At 72.8% G+C, this 16876-nt stretch carries 14 protein-coding genes; 8 read left to right on the plus strand and 6 right to left on the minus strand.

All coding sequences use genetic code 11. From position 1 onward, the window contains the following. Window positions 1-86 precede the first annotated feature (86 nt). Window positions 87-1328 (minus strand): PQQ-dependent sugar dehydrogenase, encoded by a 1242-nt coding sequence (locus IOD16_RS19480; RefSeq protein ID WP_201435559.1) that lies wholly within the window; start codon window positions 1326-1328, stop codon window positions 87-89. A 601-nt stretch (window positions 1329-1929) separates the two neighbouring features. On the opposite strand from IOD16_RS19480, the gene IOD16_RS19485 reads away from it, so the two are divergent. Together IOD16_RS19485 and IOD16_RS19490 are read left to right on the plus strand one after the other, a co-directional pair. After that, on the plus strand, window positions 1930-2088 hold the full coding sequence (locus tag IOD16_RS19485; RefSeq protein WP_170185392.1) for a hypothetical protein: 159 nt from the start codon (window positions 1930-1932) through the stop codon (window positions 2086-2088). 117 nt (window positions 2089-2205) lie between these two features. Further along, a complete protein-coding gene (locus tag IOD16_RS19490) occupies window positions 2206-4650 on the plus strand; it encodes a lantibiotic dehydratase (protein ID WP_201435560.1) in 2445 nt (814 codons plus the stop codon). A gap of 64 nt (window positions 4651-4714) precedes the next feature. On the opposite strand, the gene IOD16_RS19495 is transcribed toward IOD16_RS19490, so the two are convergent. Together IOD16_RS19495 and IOD16_RS19500 are read right to left on the minus strand one after the other, a co-directional pair. Then, a complete protein-coding gene (locus tag IOD16_RS19495) occupies window positions 4715-5668 on the minus strand; it encodes a cyclase family protein (RefSeq protein ID WP_236594218.1) in 954 nt (317 codons plus the stop codon). A gap of 112 nt (window positions 5669-5780) precedes the next feature. Beyond that, window positions 5781-7757 carry a carbamoyltransferase family protein gene (locus IOD16_RS19500; RefSeq protein ID WP_201435561.1) on the minus strand — a complete coding sequence of 659 codons (1977 nt, stop codon included), beginning with the start codon at window positions 7755-7757 and terminating at the stop codon, window positions 5781-5783. Between the two features lie 257 nt (window positions 7758-8014). On the opposite strand from IOD16_RS19500, the gene IOD16_RS19505 reads away from it, so the two are divergent. The 5 genes from IOD16_RS19505 to IOD16_RS19525 all read left to right on the plus strand — a co-directional run bounded on the left by IOD16_RS19505 (window position 8015) and on the right by IOD16_RS19525 (window position 11956). Beyond that, entirely contained in the window at window positions 8015-8923 is a 909-nt protein-coding gene (locus tag IOD16_RS19505) for an ABC transporter ATP-binding protein (RefSeq protein WP_201435562.1), read from the plus strand. Between the two features lie 10 nt (window positions 8924-8933). Next, entirely contained in the window at window positions 8934-9674 is a 741-nt protein-coding gene (locus IOD16_RS19510; RefSeq protein WP_201435563.1) for an ABC transporter permease, read from the plus strand. A gap of 3 nt (window positions 9675-9677) precedes the next feature. Beyond that, window positions 9678-10958 (plus strand): sensor histidine kinase, encoded by a 1281-nt coding sequence (locus tag IOD16_RS19515; protein ID WP_201435564.1) that lies wholly within the window; start codon window positions 9678-9680, stop codon window positions 10956-10958. After that, complete coding sequence (locus IOD16_RS19520) at window positions 10955-11584, plus strand: response regulator (RefSeq protein WP_123747598.1); 630 nt, start codon at window positions 10955-10957, stop codon at window positions 11582-11584. The genes IOD16_RS19515 and IOD16_RS19520 overlap by 4 nt, the downstream gene beginning before the upstream one ends. A gap of 126 nt (window positions 11585-11710) precedes the next feature. After that, window positions 11711-11956, plus strand: coding sequence for a hypothetical protein (locus IOD16_RS19525; protein WP_201435565.1), 246 nt, complete (start codon window positions 11711-11713; stop codon window positions 11954-11956). An 81-nt stretch (window positions 11957-12037) separates the two neighbouring features. Here the strand turns inward: IOD16_RS19525 and IOD16_RS19530 are convergent, their stop codons facing one another. Together IOD16_RS19530 and IOD16_RS19535 are read right to left on the minus strand one after the other, a co-directional pair. After that, a complete protein-coding gene (locus tag IOD16_RS19530) occupies window positions 12038-13576 on the minus strand; it encodes a cellulase family glycosylhydrolase (protein WP_236594219.1) in 1539 nt (512 codons plus the stop codon). A gap of 681 nt (window positions 13577-14257) precedes the next feature. Then, window positions 14258-15517 carry an ROK family transcriptional regulator gene (locus tag IOD16_RS19535; protein ID WP_201435566.1) on the minus strand — a complete coding sequence of 420 codons (1260 nt, stop codon included), beginning with the start codon at window positions 15515-15517 and terminating at the stop codon, window positions 14258-14260. Between the two features lie 356 nt (window positions 15518-15873). On the opposite strand from IOD16_RS19535, the gene IOD16_RS19540 reads away from it, so the two are divergent. Then, window positions 15874-16245 (plus strand): STAS domain-containing protein, encoded by a 372-nt coding sequence (locus IOD16_RS19540; RefSeq protein ID WP_201435567.1) that lies wholly within the window; start codon window positions 15874-15876, stop codon window positions 16243-16245. Between the two features lie 25 nt (window positions 16246-16270). Here the strand turns inward: IOD16_RS19540 and IOD16_RS19545 are convergent, their stop codons facing one another. Then, window positions 16271-16834 (minus strand): ATP-binding protein, encoded by a 564-nt coding sequence (locus IOD16_RS19545; protein ID WP_201435568.1) that lies wholly within the window; start codon window positions 16832-16834, stop codon window positions 16271-16273. Window positions 16835-16876 lie beyond the last annotated feature (42 nt).

Genomic DNA, 16876 nt, shown 5'->3' on the forward strand with positions numbered 1-16876 from the left:
CATGCGCCGGCCACGAGAAAACCCACCGGGGACGGCCGCTTGGCAGCGGCCGTCCCCGGTGGGCTCGTGGGGGTCGAATCAGCAGATCAGCGGTTGGCCGTTCCGCTGCCGGAGGTCGGCTGGACGCGTTCGAACCGGACCCGGTGCAAGGCTCCCGGGAGGTCGCTGAGCGTGTACAGCTCACCCTGCGCGTCGGTGGCGATCGCGCTCGGCTGGGTGGGCAGGTTGCCGATCACGGCGGACTCGTAGGTGCCGTCGAGCTTGGGGCGCACGGCGAACACGCGGGTCGAGCAGTAGTCGGCCGCGATGTAGGTCCCCCACGCCTCGGGGGTCCGGGAACCCCGGTACACCACTCCGCCGGTCACCGAGCAGTTGTCGTTGTAGTGGTCGTACTCGTAGACCGGGTCGGTGTACCGGCCGCCCGCACGGCACTGCTCCGGGTCGAAGATCGGGGTGCCCTCCTTGCACGACCAGCCGAGGTTCGCGCCGCCCTGCCACGGGCGGATGTGGTTGATCTCCTCGACCAGGCCCTGGCCGACGTCGCCGATCCACAGCGAGCCGTCGACCGGGTCGACGGAGAACCGCCACGGGTTGCGCAGGCCGTAGAGCCAGATCTCCGGCCGGGCGCCCGCCGCGCGCACGAACGGGTTGTTGGTGGGCACGCAGTAGGGCTTCGGCCCGCAGGCGCGGTTGACGTCGATCCGCACGATCTTGCCGAGCAGCGTGCCGAGGTCCTGCCCCGACTTGAACGGGTCGTACGCGTGGCCGCCGTCGCCGAGCGACCAGTACAGGTACCCGTCGCGGCCGAACGCCACCTGGCCGCCGTTGTGGTTGCCGTATTCGGCGTGCTCCTGGGTCAGCAGCACCTGCAACCGCTCGGGGGCGCCGAGGGGCACCCGCGCCAGCGTCAGCGCGCCGGCGGGCAGGCTCGTGTAGGCCACGTACAGCATCCCGGTCCGGGCGAAGTTCGGCGCGGGCGTGATGCCGAGGAGGCCGCGCTCGTTGTCCGACGGGTCGATCCGGGCGGTCAGGTCGAGGATCGGCTCGGCCGCCAGGCCGGTGTCGGGGTGGTAGGCGCGGACGGTGCCCTCCTTCTCCGCGATCAGCATCCGTCCGTCCGGCAGTCCGGTGATGGCGATCGGCCGCCGCAGACCGGTCGCCACCTGTTCGGACGCCACGGTCAGCTGGGCGACCGGCACCGCGCGGGCCTGGGAGGTGCCGGCCGAGGCGACACCGCCCGCCGACAACGAGGGCAGCAGGAACGCGGACAGGGCCAGGATGAGCAAGCCGGCCAGCAGGGTGACCGGGCGACAGCGTCGTCGCAACATGGTTCGGCTCCTCAAGCAGGGTGGAAGACACATTCTGGGAGCGCTCCCAACGTACCGCGACTTCACATCCGGCGGAAGGGCGTCACCGCGGCCGGCCGGCGCCGCCCCGATCGACAGCGCATTCCGAACCCCGCGAGTCGCCGTCGTCACAACCGCCGGAAAACCGCGCTCGAATAACCTGGCCCGCGCCACAGGCGAGTCACCGTCACTTATTTTCGGGACATCCCCGTTCCGGCCCGTTCGGAATCCCGCACTCCGACTGGAAAGAGCCGGTTCCGCGGAGCGGCGACCGAATGGCGCAGGCCGCAAGTCCACCACTCGGACCACGAAGTCGACCCCTCGGACACGGCCCGACCTGTGCGTGGACAATCTACACGCCCTCCGGGGCACTTCGCCGCAAGTACCACGCGATTGACCCGGGAACACCCACGGTCGCCCGAACAGTGGCACCCGTTCGAACCGGACGTGCCCACCCGGATGACCACGACAATTCCTTTCTCGAATCGTTTGGAATAGCTCCGACCACTCTTGTCGGTGTCCGATCGACCCGCTTAGGGTCGCGCTGCCCGGTCCCACTCCGAACCGAATGAGGGAGGAAGCCATGGACTTGACTTTCGACGTCGAGGACCTGGTCCTGGACGAACTGGCCGTGACCACCATCGCCGACGCGGCCTTCGCGGACGGCAGCCCCGCGGTCGCGACCGTGTCCTGCTCGTGCTGCGCGGAGACCAGCCCGTACATCGACACCACGGAGGAGTAGCCGATCCGGTGAGCTGACGCGCTCGCCGCGGCGGACCGTCCGCGGGTGCGCGTCGCGTCCCACGTCGGGGGCGTCGGTTCCGGCGCCCCCGACCCACCCCCCGTGGAGGTAGCGCGCATGGCCGGTGTGATCACCACCGAGTTGGCGCCGTACGCGTTGGTCCGCGTGGCGGCGTTGCCCCACCCCGTGCCACCGGCGGGCGCGAACGGCTTCCGGGCGGCGATGGCGGCCCTGGTCGCGGCGCGGTCCCGCCTCCGGGATCTCGCGCCCGAGGTGGCCGACGCGTTGCACGACAGCGCCGGTGACCACCCGGCCGAGTTCCACCGCCGGGTGGTCCTGCCCCTGCGGCGCGACGTGCACAACGACCGTTCGCCGCGTCCCGCGCTGCTGGCGGAGCTGGGCGCGCTGCCCGAGCGGGTCCCGCCGGTGGCGCGGTGGCTCGACGAACGGGCCGCGCTCGACGAGGCGACCGGGGCGGCGCTCGACGCGTGGCCTGCCGCGCTGGCCGCCGAACGCGCCGTGCTGGCCGAGCTGTGCCGGGCCGAGCCGTTGCGGCTGGCCGGGGTGCTGACCGGCGCGGACCTGCTGCACGGGCTGACCCGCGCGGCGGCCGGCGGCGGCACGCCCGACCGCAGGACCCGCAAGGCCGAGGCGACGGTGCTGCGGTACGCGTTGCGCGCCACCTCCAAGACCAGCCCGCTGTCGTGGTACACCCACGTCGGGTGGGGCACTTGGGGTGACGGTCCTTGGCCGCGGGTGCGACCGGTGGCGCACACCGAGGTGAACCGGGTGCTGCTGACCCGGCTGGTCGCCGCCTTCCGCGACCGGCCGCACCGACTCGCGCCCGGCCTGCGCGAGCACGACGGCCACCTGCTGTTCCGCCGCGACACGCCCGTCGTCCCCGGACCCGGCGCCCCGCCGTCACGGGTCGACCTCACGCGCGAGGAACAGGTGGACGTGGCGGCCACGGCGCCGCTGCGGTTCCTGGTGGCCGCGGTGCGGGACGCCGGTCCGGCCGGCGTGACGCCCGCCGGGCTGGCCGAGGCGCTGGCCGCCCGGTTGTCCGCGCCCGAGGCGGGCGCCGCCGCCCGCGCCTACGTCGAACGGGTGCTCGACCTCGGACTGCTGGTGCCCGTGGAGCCGGTGCACCCGCAGGACCCGGACGCGCCGGCGGCGATCGCCGAGTGGCTGCGCGGACTGGGCGCGCACGACGTGGCCGACCGGTTGACCCGGCTGGTGGCGACCACCACCGCGTTCGCCACCGCGGCGCCCTCCGAGCGGGCCGTCGCCACCGCCGAGCTCACCGCGGGCTGGCGCGACCTCGGCGAACGGGTCGGCGCGGACCTGACCGGCATCGCGCCGGTGCTGGAGGACGTCCTCCTCCCCCGGCCGGTCCCGGTGCCCGCCACCGGCGCCGACGCGCTGACCCGGCTCACCCCGCTGCTGGTCCTGTTCGACCAGCAGGTGCTACTGCGCAGGCTGGTGCGCAACCGGTTCGTCGAGGCGGTCGGCCCCGGTGGCGTGGCGTCGCTCGCGGAGTCCGCGATCTTCCTGTCGGGTGTCACCCAGGACGTCGCCGAGTCCCAACGTGATCCCGCGGTCGTCGCGCTGGTGGAGTCGCGCGCGAAGATCGCGGCGGCGGTGCGCGCGGACGGGGTGCTGACCGACGACTTGGTGCGCGAGGCCGCCGACCACGTGCCGGAGTGGTTGCGCCGTCCCGGTTCGTACGCGTTCTTCGGTCAGCCGACGGGGGACGGGCGACTGGTGGTCAACCACGTCTACCCCGGCTTCGGCAAGTTCACGAGCCGGTTCCTGCGGCGGTTGCCCGGCGCGGCGGACGCGGTGGCCGCGCAGCTGCGGCGGGCGCTCGGCGAGCGGTTCGCCCAGTTCCGGCCGCTGCGCGGGTTCAACGCCAACCTGCACCCGCTGCTGGCCGCCCACGAGGTCGGCGAGGACGCCCGGTGGGCCGACCTGCCCGCCGACGAGCTCCAGCTCCGGCACGACCCGCGGACCGACGAGGTCAGGGTGGTGCACCGGGGCGAGCCGCTGGACGTGGTGTACCTCGGGTTCCTGCTGCCGTTGATGCTGCCCGACCGGCACCTCCCGCTCCACGCGGACCTGGCGTGCGGCTGGGTCGCGCTGAGGTCGCTGCGGTCGAGGGAGGTCGACGGCGACGTGGTGCGGCGCGGGGGGTTGCGCTACCGCGACGTGGTGCTGGCCCGCCGCACGTGGGACTTCGCCGTGCTCCCGGAGTTGGGCGCCGAAGAGTCGGTCGCACCAGCGGTGGCGCGGTGGCGCGCCCGGCACGGGCTGCCCGAGCACGTGTTCGTGGACGCCCGCGCCGCGTCGCTGCCCGCCGACTACCTGGAGCGCAGGCTGATCCGGGCCAAACCGCAGTACGTCGACCTCGGCAACGCCCTGCACCTGCGCTGCCTGCCCCGGCTGCTGTCCCGGTTCCCCGGCGGCGTCGAGCTGACCGAGGCGTTGCCCGTGCCGGGCGCGCAGTCCCCCGGCGGCCGGGTGCTCGAAGTGGTCGCGGAAACGTACTGGGGGATCTCGTGACGGACGAGCCGGCAGCCGAGGGGACGCGTGGCCGGGGCACTGCCCGGCGGCGCGGGTGCCGCGGTCAGAACGTGGCGATCGGGTTGACCGGGCTGCCGGACGTGCCGGCGAAGCGCACCGGCGCGACCGCGAGGTGGAAGTCCCACTGGCCCAGTTCGGCGGCCGTCGACGCGCACGCCTCCAGGTCGCAGTTGTCGAGCAGCCACAGGCCCATCGCGACGAGCCCCACGGCGTGCACCGGCATCAACACGGCGTCGTACCCCGACGGCTGGACGTCCTGGGGTGTGTCGGCGGCGATCAGCGCGACCTCCCGTTCCCGCAGCCACGGCAGGCAGGACGCGTGCCAGCCGGCCTGCGTGAACCCGCCCGTCTCACCGGTTTCGCGCCGGGCGCGGCCCTGACCGGTCCGCAGGAGCACCGCGTCGCCGGGTCGCACCCGCACGCCCTGGCGGCGCTCGGCCTCCTCCAGGTCGTCGGGGAACACGCCCTGCCCCGGCTCCAACCACGGCACGTCGCGGACCCCGGCGACGTCCAGCAGCACACCCCGCGTGATGATCCCGTTCGCCGCCGCCGTGACGGCCGCCCACGCCGATCCCGTGGCGGCGTCGACCAGCGAGTGCGACCGCCCGTTGTACATCGTGCCGTCCCAGAAGATGTGGCACGGCGAGTCGACGTGGGTGATGGTGTTGCCGTGGAACGCGAGGCCGAGCCGTTCGGACGAGAAGCCCCAGCGCCGGTCTTGGTGGAAGGCGGGCGGCATGTGCTCGGCGCCCGGCATGTCGGCGGCGCACGGGCACGTCGTCGTCGTCCGCTCCACGTCTCCCGGCGCGGCGACCTCCCACGCGCACGACACGCTCCGGCCGTGGCGCACGGCCCGCGCCGCCGCCACCCGGACGTCGTCGGTGATGTGGTTCAGCGTGCCGAGTTCGTCGTCCTCGCCCCACCGCCCCCAGTTCGACAGCGTGGTGAAGTACCCGAGCACGTCGTCCTGCGTGGGCATCGGCCGCTCTGTCGTCATCCCAGCACCGACTCCTCCGGTCACGCGGTTGCGGGCAGGCAGGGTAGCGCGCCCTCCCCCCGCCCCGCCGAGGCGCGCGGAGGTGGTCGCCGGGAGCGGTCGACGGCTCGGGTCACCGCTTGGGCGCGAGGGTGAAGAACCTCCGCCGCCACAGCGCCACCAGTTCGGCGCGCGCCTCGTCGGTCAGCTCCCCCGCCAGCGCCGCGATCGTGCTCTTGCCGTCCACCGCGGCCAGCAGGTCGAACACCGCGGGCGACACCTTCGCCGACGGGCCGAACGAGTAGCTCAGGTAGACCTCGCCCCGCACCTCGTCGCCGGGCCGCCAGTCCTGCCGCAGCCGGGTGTCCGGGCGGAACGCGGGCACCAGGTCGTCCAGCGCCCGCGCCGCCGGCCCCCGCCGCCGGACCAGGAAGTCCTCGACCACGAGGACGTCGATCTCGGTGGTCAGGTAGGTGGTGAGGGCGTCGTGGACGGTTTGCACGATGGGTTCGGCGTTGTTGTTGAACGAGGTGTTGAGCAGCACGGGGGTGCCGGTGAGCTCGCCGAACCGGGTGATCAGGTGGTGGAAGCGCGCGTTGGCGCCGGGTGTGACGACCTGGACGCGGGCGGTGCCGTCGACGTGCGTGACGGCGCCCAGTTCGGCCCGCCGGTCTTCCTGGACGTGCACCACGAACGACATGAAGGCGTGGTCGGCCTCGGTGCCGGTGAGGTCGAAGTAGGTGCCCGCCGCTTCGGCCGTGACGGCGGGTGCGAACGGCCGGAAACCTTCCCGCTTCTTCACCATGGCGTTGATGCGGTCCCGGTTCTCCACCGGGCGCGCGTCGGCCAGGATGCTCCGGTTGCCCAACGCGCGCGGCCCGAACTCCGACCGCCCGTGCGCCCAGCCGACCACCGCGCCGTCCGCGAGCAGCCGCGCCGTCGCGTCGACGACGTCCTCGGGCCGCTCGACGTCCACGATGCCGCGCCACTCCGACAACTGCCGCTCGACCTCGTCCGGTGTGCCGAGGTCGGGGCCGAGGCTCGCGCTGGTCAACCGTCCGACCCGGGTGTGCGGTGCGCCGAGGCGGGCGGCGGCGACGATCGCCGCGCCTTCCGCCGCGCCCGCGTCGTGCGAGGAGGGGTGCACGAACACCTCGTCGAACAGACCCGACCGCAGGATGACCCCGTTGAGGCTGCTGTTGTGCGCGACACCGCCGGTGAAGCACAACCTGGTCGCGCCGGTCTGCCGCGCCCAGTGCGCGATCACGTGCATGGCCAGGATTTCCAGCGTTTCCTGGAGCCCGGCCGCGAAGTCCCGGTGCTCCTGCGTCACCGGCTCGCCGGCGGTCCGGGTGGGGAACCCGATCGCGTGGAACGGCGCCACGGTCGGGTTGATGTCCGGCAGGCCGGCGACGAGTTCGTAGTCGCCGTCGGGCAACAGGGTGTAGAGGCTGCGGAACTGCTCGCGGTAGGTCGCCGGGTCGCCGTACGGCGCGAGCCCCATGACCTTGTACTCGTCGCCGAAGCCGTAGCCGACGTGCCCGATCGCGTTCTGGTAGAGCAGGCCCAGGGAGGGCGGCACCGGGTAGGACCGCAGCTCGCGCATCTCGCCCGACCCGGCGAGGTAGATCGTGGTGGAGACGTCCTCGCCGCGGCCGTCCATGACGACCACCAGCGCGTCCGCCATGCCCGAGCGGGCGAACGACGACCACGCGTGCGCGAGGTGGTGCCGCGCGAACACCACCCGGTCCGGGGCGATGTCCCAGTCGAACCGGGTGCGCAGCCGGTCCCGGAGCAGGTCGAGGCCGGAGGTGCCCGGTCGCACGGGCGCCGCCACCTGGAAGGTCAGCAGGCCCAGGTCCAGGAGGTCCTGGTCGAAGTAGTAGCCGACGGCGTCGACGTCCCGCGGTCGGACGCCGGCCAGGTCCAGGCACGCGCGCACGGCGCCGGTCGGGAACCTGTTCGTCTTCTTGATCCGGTTGAACCGCTCCTCCTCGACCGCCGCGACGAGCTCGCCGTCGGCCACCAGGCAGGCCGCGGCGTCGTGCATGTAGCTGCGGTACAACACCGGTGACAGGTCGAAGTGTCCGCTGATGCCCAACGTCAGCATGGTTCTGGCTCCGCTCGTGAGGTCCGGCGCTGCCGGTCGTGAGGTTCGGCGCCACCCGTCGGGCGACTTCGTCGACGAGCCAACGGTTCCAGCTCCGCCACCGGCACGGCCAGCCGAAGGTTCGGGTACCGCCCGCCGGCGTTCGCGATCGGTCCGGGCATCCTCCGATCGGAGGATGGGGTGCTCTACCGCGGCCGCGGTGATTCCGGCCCGCGCGGTCGATCCGGCGGGCCGTCGCGGGCGGCAGGGTTTCCGGCATGGCGATCATCGAGGTAGACGGCCTCGTCAAGCGCTACGGCGACCACACCGCGGTGGACGGGGTCGGCTTCGCCGTGGAGCAGGGCGAGATCTTCGGCATCCTGGGCCCCAACGGGGCCGGCAAGACCACGACCGTCGAGTGCGTCGAGGGGTTGCGCACCCCGGACGGCGGGACCGTTCGCGTCTGCGGCCTCGACCCGCGGCGCGACACCGGCGAGCTGCGGCAGTTGCTCGGCGCGCAGCTCCAGGAGAGCGAGCTGCCCGACAAGCTCCGGGTCCGCGAGGCGCTGGAGCTCTACAGCTCCTTCTACCGCAAGCCGGCCGACTGGCGGGAGCTGGTCGAGGTGCTGCGCCTGACCGACCGGCTCGACACGCAGTTCCGCCGGCTGTCCGGCGGGCAGAAGCAGCGCCTGTCGATCGCGCTCGCGCTGATCGGCCGGCCGCGGGTGGCGGTGCTCGACGAGCTGACCACCGGCCTGGACCCGCAGGCCCGCCGCGACGCGTGGGACCTCATCGCAGGTGTGCGCGACCGCGGTGTGACGATCCTGCTCGTCACGCACTTCATGGAGGAGGCGGAACGGCTGTGCGACCGGCTGGCCGTGATCGACTCCGGCCGGGTCGTCGCGGTCGACTCGCCGACCGGGCTGGTCTCGCGGGCCGGTGACCGGCAGCGGCTGCGCTTCCGCCCGTCCGCGCCGCTGGACCACGCCGTGCTCACCGCGTTGCCGGAGGTCACCTCCGTCCGGCAGACCGGCGACCGGCTCGTCGTGTCCGGCACGGGCGACCTGCTGCTCGCGGTGACCACCGTGCTCGCCCGCCACCGGATCACCGCGGCCGGGCTGAGGGTCGAGCAGACCTCGCTCGACGACGCGTTCGTCGCGCTCACCGGCCACCCCACCGACTCCTGAGGAGACCACCGTGTCCGCCCTGTCCCGGCTCACCGCCACCGAGACGAAGCTGTTCTTCCGCGAGCCGGTGCTCGCGTTCTTCACCCTCGCCTTCCCGCCGCTGCTGCTCGTCATCTTCGGCGTCATCCCCGCGATGCGCGAACCCTCCGAGGACGCCGCCGGTCTGCGGCCCATCGACCTCTACGCGCCGATCATCGTCGCCCTGGGCCTGGCCCTGTTCGCGTTCACCTGCCTGCCCCAGCTGTTCGCCACCTACCGGGAGAAGGGCGTGCTGCGGCGGATGCGGACCACACCGGTCGCACCGGGGGTCATGCTCGGCGCGCAGCTGCTGATGGCCGTGGTGCTGTCCGCGGCGACGGCGCTGGTCGTGCTCCTCCTCGGCCGGGTGGCGTTCGGCGTGAGCCTGCCCCGGCACCTGCCCGCCTACCTGGCGGGCTACCTGCCGGCGGCGCTGGCGGTGTTCACGATCGGCCTGCTCATCGCTTCCCTGGCGTCGACCGGGAAGAGCGCCGGCGCGATCGGGACGCTGGTGTTCTTCCCGGTCGCGTTCTTCGCCGGCCTGTGGGTGCCGCGCGACAGCATGCCCGACGTCCTGCGCGCGATCAGCGACTTCACCCCGCTCGGCGCGGGCGTGCAATCATTGCAGGACGCCACGGCCGGCCACTGGCCGCAACCGCTGCACCTGGCCGTGGTGCTGGGTTGGGCGGTCGCGGCCGGGATCCCGGCCGCGCGGTACTTCCGCTGGGAGTAGGTCGTGGGCGTCGAGGCCGAGCTGCGCGAGGAGTTCGACCGCTGGGAGCGCCGGGAGACCGCGGTCCTGAAGGTCCTCCCGTACCCCCTGCTGGCGATCAGCGTGCTGTTCACGCTGCTGCAACCGCTCTGGCACGCGCCGGTGCACGTCCCGGCGGTGCTCGGGCTCTCGACCGCCCTCACCGCGTGGGTCCTCTGGTTCCACACGCTCCGCCCGCGGTCGCACCGCCACGGCCCGCCGACGGGCCTGTACTACGCGGGGCTCGTGACGCTGACCTGCTGCCTGGTGCTGCTCACGCCCTGGTTCGGCTTCTTCGCGTTCGTCGGCTACGTGCACGCGTTCCAGTACCTGAAGGGCCGGTGGCGGTACGTCGGCGTGGCCGTCACGTCCACGGTCGCCGCCCTCTCGTACGTGGGCGGCTCGGCCAACCTCACCGCCGACGAGTGGTGGAAGTGGCCCGCCGTCAGCGTGATCACCGCCGTGCTGGCCACGGCGGCCTTCTACGCCGACGTGATGGCCGACCGGCGCAACCACCGGCAGAAGCGGGCGCTGGTCGAGTTGCACCGGGCCAACGCCGAGTTGGAGGCCGCGCTGGCGGAGAACGCGGGCCTGCACGCCCAGTTGCTGGTGCAGGCGCGCGAGGCGGGCGTGCTCGACGAGCGGCAGCGGATGGCGCGGGAGATCCACGACACGCTCGCCCAGGGCCTGGCCGGCATCCTCACCCAGCTCCAGGCGGCCGAGCAGGCGTCGGACGAGCCGGTGACGGCGCGGCGGCACCTGGCGAACGCGAGGGACCTGGCCCGGGAGAGCCTCGCCGAGGCCCGCCGGACCGTGCACGCCGTCGGGCCCTCCGCCCTGGCGGAAGCCCGCCTGCCGGACGCGATCGGCGACGTGACCAGGAGGTGGTCGGAGGTGAACCGGGTCGAGGCGGTGCTGACCACGACCGGTGACGCCCGGCCGATGCACACCGACGTCGAGGTGGCGCTGCTGCGGACCGCGCAGGAGGCGCTCGCCAACGTCGCCAAGCACGCCCGAGCCGGTCGGGTCGCCCTGACCCTGTCGTACATGGAGGACCTGGTGACCCTCGACGTGCTGGACGACGGCGTGGGGTTCGCGCCCGACGCCAAGCGCGCCGGCGGTTCCCCGGACGGCGGCTTCGGGCTCGCCGGCATGCGACAGCGGGTGCAGCGCCTCGCGGGGCGGCTGGACGTCGAGTCGGAGCCGGGCGGCGGCACGGCGATCACCGCGACGGTGCCGGCGATCCCCGTGGGGAGTGGGAGTTGATCTCGTTGCTGATCGTCGACGACCACCCGGTGGTGCGGGACGGGCTGCGGGGCATGTTCGGCGCCGACCCGCGCTTCGAGGTGGTCGGCGAAGCCGGTGACGGCGTGGAGGCGGTCACCGCCGGGGAACGGCTGCGGCCCGACGTGATCCTCATGGACCTGCGGATGCCCGGCGCCGACGGGGTCTCCGCCATCCGGGAACTGGCGAAGCGCGGCGTGCCGTCACGGGTGCTGGTGCTCACCACGTACGACACGGACAGCCACGTGCTGACGGCCATCGAGGCGGGTGCCACCGGCTACCTCCTCAAGGACGCGCCGAGGGAGGAGCTGGTCCGCGCGGTGGAGGCCGCGGCGCGCGGGCAGGCGGTGCTCTCCCCCGCCGTCGCGACCCGGCTCGTCGGGCAGGTGCGCCGACCGGCGCCGGCGCCGTTGTCCCAGCGGGAGCTGGAGGTGCTCGAGCTGATCGCCCGCGGCTCGACGAACCGCGAGGCGGCGAAGCGGCTGTTCATCAGCGAGACGACGGTCAAGACGCACCTGCTGCACGTGTACGCGAAGCTGGGCGTCAAGGACCGGGCGGCCGCCGTGGCCGCCGCGTTCTCGCGCGGCTACCTGACCCCGCCGGGCTGACGGCCCGGCGCCGGACCTCCGAAGCGTTCTGCCGATCGGTGGTGCTGTGGTTTCCGGTGCTGCTGCCATCCTTCAGGAGTCCCGCACCCGCGTACCCGGGCCCGGCCCCGGGCAAGGAGGTCCACCGTGATCCGTCGTCTGCTGGTCGGCGTCGTGGCGGCACTCGGGGTCGTCGCCCTGGCGCCTGCCTCCGCCCAGGCCATCCCGGTGTGCAAGAGCGGCTACGCGTGCCTGTACCAGTGGTACGCCGACCCGGAGCACACGGTGTTCAACGGCTTCCGGTCGATCGACTGCGACGGCAGCGTCGACAGCTCCGGTGTGCAGCGCGGCTACCTGGTGTTCGGCCAGGCTCGCTGCAACCCCCTCGACTGACTCCGGAGGGCCCTTGAGCGTTCCGCCGGGGTCGGCCGGCCCGCCGGGTGGTCGGCGGGCCGGCCGGTTCTCGACGGGCGGTTACGGCTCGACGGAGAGCAGGTGCGCCTTGAGGCCCTCGCCGACGCCGGGCTCGGGCGTGCCGCTCCAGTCCTTGATGAGCACCGCGCCCGTGCTGCAACCCCACGGGTTCCACGTCCACGCCAGGTAGCTGATGTGGTGCGCGTCGGCCCAGTCGACCAACCGCTGCATGTAGTCGAAGGCGCAGTTGTCCTGGCCGAACTCGCCGAGCACGATCGGCACCTGCTGCGCCAGCGGCGCGATCTGGGCGTCCCAGCAGGTCTCGGTGGCGCAGGCGTTGAAGCTGTAGGCGTGCCAGGAGGCGGCGATGTTGTCCTGCGGGTCGACCGGCTTGTGGGTGAGCCACTCGCGCATGTCGTTGGCCCACTCCAGGCCGCCCAGCATCAGCACGTTGGTCGCCCCGGTGGCCCGCACCGCGTCGACCAGGTCCTGCATCCCCGCGACCTCGTAGGGGATGCCGGCGCAGGTGCCGCCGTCGCGCCAGCACTGCCAGCCCAGGGTCTTGTCCCACTCGGCGGGCATCTCCGGGTACGGCTCGTTGAACAGGTCGAACACGACCGCGTCGTTGCCCTTGAACGCGTTCGCGACACCGGTCCAGAACTGCGGGGCGTACTTCGCGTCCGGCGCCGGCTTCTGGCACACCGCGTGCTCGTCCTTGCAGTGCCAGTCCGGGCTGTTGGTGTACGCGCCCCACGTCCAGTGCAGGTCCAGGATCACGTTGAGGCCGTTGGCCACCAACAGGTCCACGTAGTCCTTGACGGCCTGCTGGTAGGTGGCGCCGCCGGGCGTGCCGTAGACGCCCAGCCAGCACTCCTCGTTCAACGGGATCCGCACCGCGTGGATGTTCCAGGTCTTCATCGCGTCCACCGACGCCTGGTCGACCGGCCCGCCGTCCCACATGCCCTTGCCCTGCACGCACGCGAACTCGCCGCTCGAACGGCTCACGCCCAGCAGCCGGTACGGCTCGCCGTCCGCGGTCACCAGCTCGTTGCCCGACACCCGCAGCTCCGGAGCCGGACCATCACCCGGCGGAGTGGTCGTGGTGGTGGTGGTCGTCGTCGTAGTGGTGGTGGTCGTGGTCGTGGTCGTCGGGTCGGTACCCGTGCACGGGGCGCCGTTGACCGCGAAGTCCGTCGGCTTGGCGTTGCTGCCGCCGTAGGAGAAGTTCGCCCCGGTGGAGACGCTGCCCTTCGCCGGGATCGTGCCGTTCCAGCTCGCGTTGGTCACGGTGACCTGCTTGCCGGTTTGGGACCACACACCGCTCCAACCCTGCCGGAGGGTCTGGTTGCCGGCGTAGGAGTAGGTCAGCGTCCAGCCGGTGACCGCCGACGAGCCGACGTTGGCGATGGTCACGTTGGCGCCGAACCCGCTGCCCCAGTCGTGGGCCGAGTAGTCGACCCGGCACGCGAACGCCGCCGCCGCGTTCGCGTCACTCGCCCACGACCCGCCCGCCGCGGCCATCAAGGCCGTGCTCGCGAGGGACACCACAGCGCCCAACGCGGCTAACGCGGTGCGGCGTTTCCTGATTGTTCCGAACATCAGCACTCCTTCGTGCGGGTGACACCCGGCCCTCCGCCACGTCTTCCAGGAACGGTTGAACTGGTTCTGGGAGCGCTCCCAGGAAGAAGGTAGCGAAGAAGCCGGGAAATCTGAAGACCTTGCCTCCGAATTCGCCTGCGCCATCCACTTCGGCGACGAAACCGGCGTTCAACTGCGAAAACAGGTCGCCGAATTCCGGAGATGCGACCGATCACCCCCCACGGCGGCCATCAACTCCGGAATGCGGTTTTCCTTTACTCGAAACCCCGCCGGGTTCCGTCGAGCGTGTCGCGGGCGACCGGGTCGGCCCGGTCACGTCGTCCGCCACCGCGTCGGCGGCCACGCCCTCGGCGGTCGTGACCGGCGCTACGCGCCTCGGGTCGGTCGAGGCGGCACGCCCGAGCCGGTGCGGCAGCGCCCCGATGGTTACTCAGGGAGGTGAAGTAAGTCAACAGCAGCAGCTTCGGTGTCCGTCTCCGATGGCGACGACCCGAGCGGACAGCGTCCGTTCTGCCTCTTGACGGCTTAGTCAGGCAACTTAAGCCGGCGCGTCGGGCCGGCCCGCGAGCGGCACGTCGAGCAGTCCCGGGGCTTCCGGGCGCCGGTCGACCGGACCCGGTGCGACGCGCCGGTGTTCCAGAACACCGGCGGCGACCTGTCGCCGAGCGTCCTGCTGACCGGTCAGGGCGCCTCGGCCGCGCCGGCGGGCACCGGTCGCGGCCCGTCCTCGGGACGGCCGCGGCCGAGGGTCAGCTCGCTCTGCAGGACGAGGACCGCCCCGCCGATCGCCGCCGCGTCCGACCCGTTGACCGACGGCACCACCCGCACCGGGTGCGCCCGCCGCGAGAACAGCCGGCGGTCCAGCTCCTGCTGGATCACCGCCTGGTAGGTCGAGCCCGCCACCGCGAAGCTCTGCCCGGCCAGCACGATCAGGTCGAGGTCGAACAGCACCGCCAGGGTGACCGCGGCGTGCCCGAGGTAGCGCGCCGACCGCTCGACGAGCGCGCGGGCCTCAGTGTCGCCGGCGTTCGCGGCCGCGGCGATCCGGGCGAACTCGGTCAGGAAGTTGTCGGCGGCCGGGTCGAGCGCCAGCCGCCGGGCCAGTCCCGGTGTCGCCAACGCCTGCCGGACCAGGGCCGACGGGCCCGCGTAGTTCTCCAGGCAGCCGACGTTGCCGCACGGGCAGTCGTCACCGTGCACGTCGATCGAGATGTGTCCGATCTCCGCGGTGTTGGACGAGCTGCCCCGGTACACCTCGCCGCCGACCACCACGCCGCCGCCGATCCCGGTGGCCATGTAGATGCAGCCGTAGGTGCTGTGCGGTTCCACCGCGCCCAGCCAGTACTCGCCGATGGCCGCCGCCGCGGCGTCGTTGTCGAGCAGCACGGGCAGGCCGAGGTGCTCCGCGAGCCGTGGCGCGACGGGGTGGTCACGCCACTCCTCCGTGGGCTGCGGCGTCAGCAGCACGCCCGCACCGCGGTCCTGCGGGCCGTAGCTGACCAGGCCGACGCCGAGCACCTTGCCGCGCTCGACGGCGGCGGTCGTCAGCAGGGCGTCCACCTGCGCGGCCACCATCGGCAGCGCCCGCTCCGGCGGCAGCGACGCCACGCCCTGGAACGAGGTCCGGGCCACCGGCCGGCCCGCCAGGTCGACGACCACGATGACGCACGTGTTGCGCTCCAGGTGGACGCCCACGCCGTAGCGGGCCGTCGGGTTGAGCTGGACCAGCGTGCGCGGCTTCCCGCCCGTCGGCGCGCCCCGGCCGGCCTCGACGACCAGGCCGTCGCCCAGCAGCTCGCGCACGACCTCGGAGATCGTCGCGCCGGTGAGACCGGTCGCCGCCGCCAGCTCCACCCGGCTGATCGAGCGCGCCGCCCTGATCACGTCGAGGACCAGGCCGCGCGTCTTCGGCCGGCTCGCCCACGCCGGGCTTCGCGCCACGGTTCCTCCTCCGTCACAGCGTTCGCCCGGCTGCTCCACGCACCGCGCCCACCGGACCGGCCGCGCGCGAGTTCTTCCGGCACGGTCGCCCAGCAGCGCGTTCGTCGATCATAACCAAGTTGACAAAGGGTCCTGACCAGCCGTTCGTCCGGCCACGAACGGATCACCGGCGCCGCGACCGGGCTCGGCGGCGACACGGGGGGCGAAGCGGCGGTCGGCGAAATCGACCGTGCGGAAGCGCCGGCGGACACGTAGCGTAGGGGTCAGGTGAACCGTCATCGGTCTTCCACAGTCGACGACACGGGTTGAGCAGCAGCTCGATTTGCCTGCCTCGTACCTCGACGAGAGGCACCCTCATGCTCGACACGAGCAGCAAGAACGACATCGTGACCGTCGAAGCCACCAGCTACCGCGGTGTGCCCGTCCTCGCGGTGCGCGGCGAGTTGGACTCCACGACCATCCAGCCGCTCCGCACCGGCCTGTCCGACCAGCTCGACCAACGACCCCCGGGGCTGGTCCTCGACCTGAGCGGCGTGACCTTCATGGGCTCCACGGGGTTGCAGGCGCTGGCCGACGCGATCGTCCGCTCCCGGCAGTCCGGCACGGTCCTGGCGGTCGCCGCCGGCCATCGCGCCGTGCTGCTCCCCATCGGGCTGACCGGTCTGGACGGGGCGGTCGTCGTCCGCCCCACGGTCCACGACGCCGTGGCGGCGGTCCTGCCACGCTGATCCCGCCCGGTCCTGGGCCCAGTCCTCAGGACCGGGTGCTCTCTGCGGCCCCGCAGTCGATCTCCGCCCACACCGTCTTGCCGTGCTCGTGGCGGTCGACCGCCCAGCGGGTGCTGCAGTGCTCGACGAGCATCATCCCCCGCCCCCGGTCCGAGCCGAACCGCGAGCGCCCCAGGACCACCTCGTCGTCCGCCGCGTCGTCGACCTCGATCCGCACGACGCTCGGTTGCGACGACCTGCGCAGCCGCACCCGACGGGGCGCTTCACCGTGGTCGTAGGCGTTGGACACCAGCTCGGTGACGATCAGCAGGCAGTCCTCCAACTCGTCGTCGGACAGACCGGACAGCACCTCGCCCACCCACCGGCGGATCCCCACCAACGGCGGGGTCTCGTCGGTGAGGTCCAGAGCCGATGGTCCAGCACCGGCTTCTCCCTCGTAGAGCATGACCATCCGCTCCGCCCCTCCTGCCACGTACGCCGGACCACACGAGGTGTACCCGCGCAGGGCCGAACGAATCACCTCCGCGGCGACCGGCTTGATCGCCCGCTCCCCCGGCGGGACCACCGCGCCGAGGGTGATCGCGGCCACGGGTAGTGGCCGCGATCACCCTCGGCGCGGGACCGGGTGTCC

Source organism: Saccharothrix sp. 6-C (genome assembly GCF_016695385.1).
GTDB classification, from domain to species: Bacteria; Actinomycetota; Actinomycetes; order Mycobacteriales; family Pseudonocardiaceae; genus Actinosynnema; species Actinosynnema texasense.

Coding starts and splice junctions, on each gene's coding strand:
- IOD16_RS19480 (WP_201435559.1), bottom strand. CDS start 1,328: ATGTTGCGACGACGCTGTCGCCCGGTCACCCTGCTGGCCGGCTTGCTC.
- IOD16_RS19485 (WP_170185392.1), top strand. CDS start 1,930: ATGGACTTGACTTTCGACGTCGAGGACCTGGTCCTGGACGAACTGGCC.
- IOD16_RS19490 (WP_201435560.1), top strand. CDS start 2,206: ATGGCCGGTGTGATCACCACCGAGTTGGCGCCGTACGCGTTGGTCCGC.
- IOD16_RS19495 (WP_236594218.1), bottom strand. CDS start 5,668: ATGACGACAGAGCGGCCGATGCCCACGCAGGACGACGTGCTCGGGTAC.
- IOD16_RS19500 (WP_201435561.1), bottom strand. CDS start 7,757: ATGCTGACGTTGGGCATCAGCGGACACTTCGACCTGTCACCGGTGTTG.
- IOD16_RS19505 (WP_201435562.1), top strand. CDS start 8,015: ATGGCGATCATCGAGGTAGACGGCCTCGTCAAGCGCTACGGCGACCAC.
- IOD16_RS19530 (WP_236594219.1), bottom strand. CDS start 13,576: ATGTTCGGAACAATCAGGAAACGCCGCACCGCGTTAGCCGCGTTGGGC.
- IOD16_RS19540 (WP_201435567.1), top strand. CDS start 15,874: ATGCTCGACACGAGCAGCAAGAACGACATCGTGACCGTCGAAGCCACC.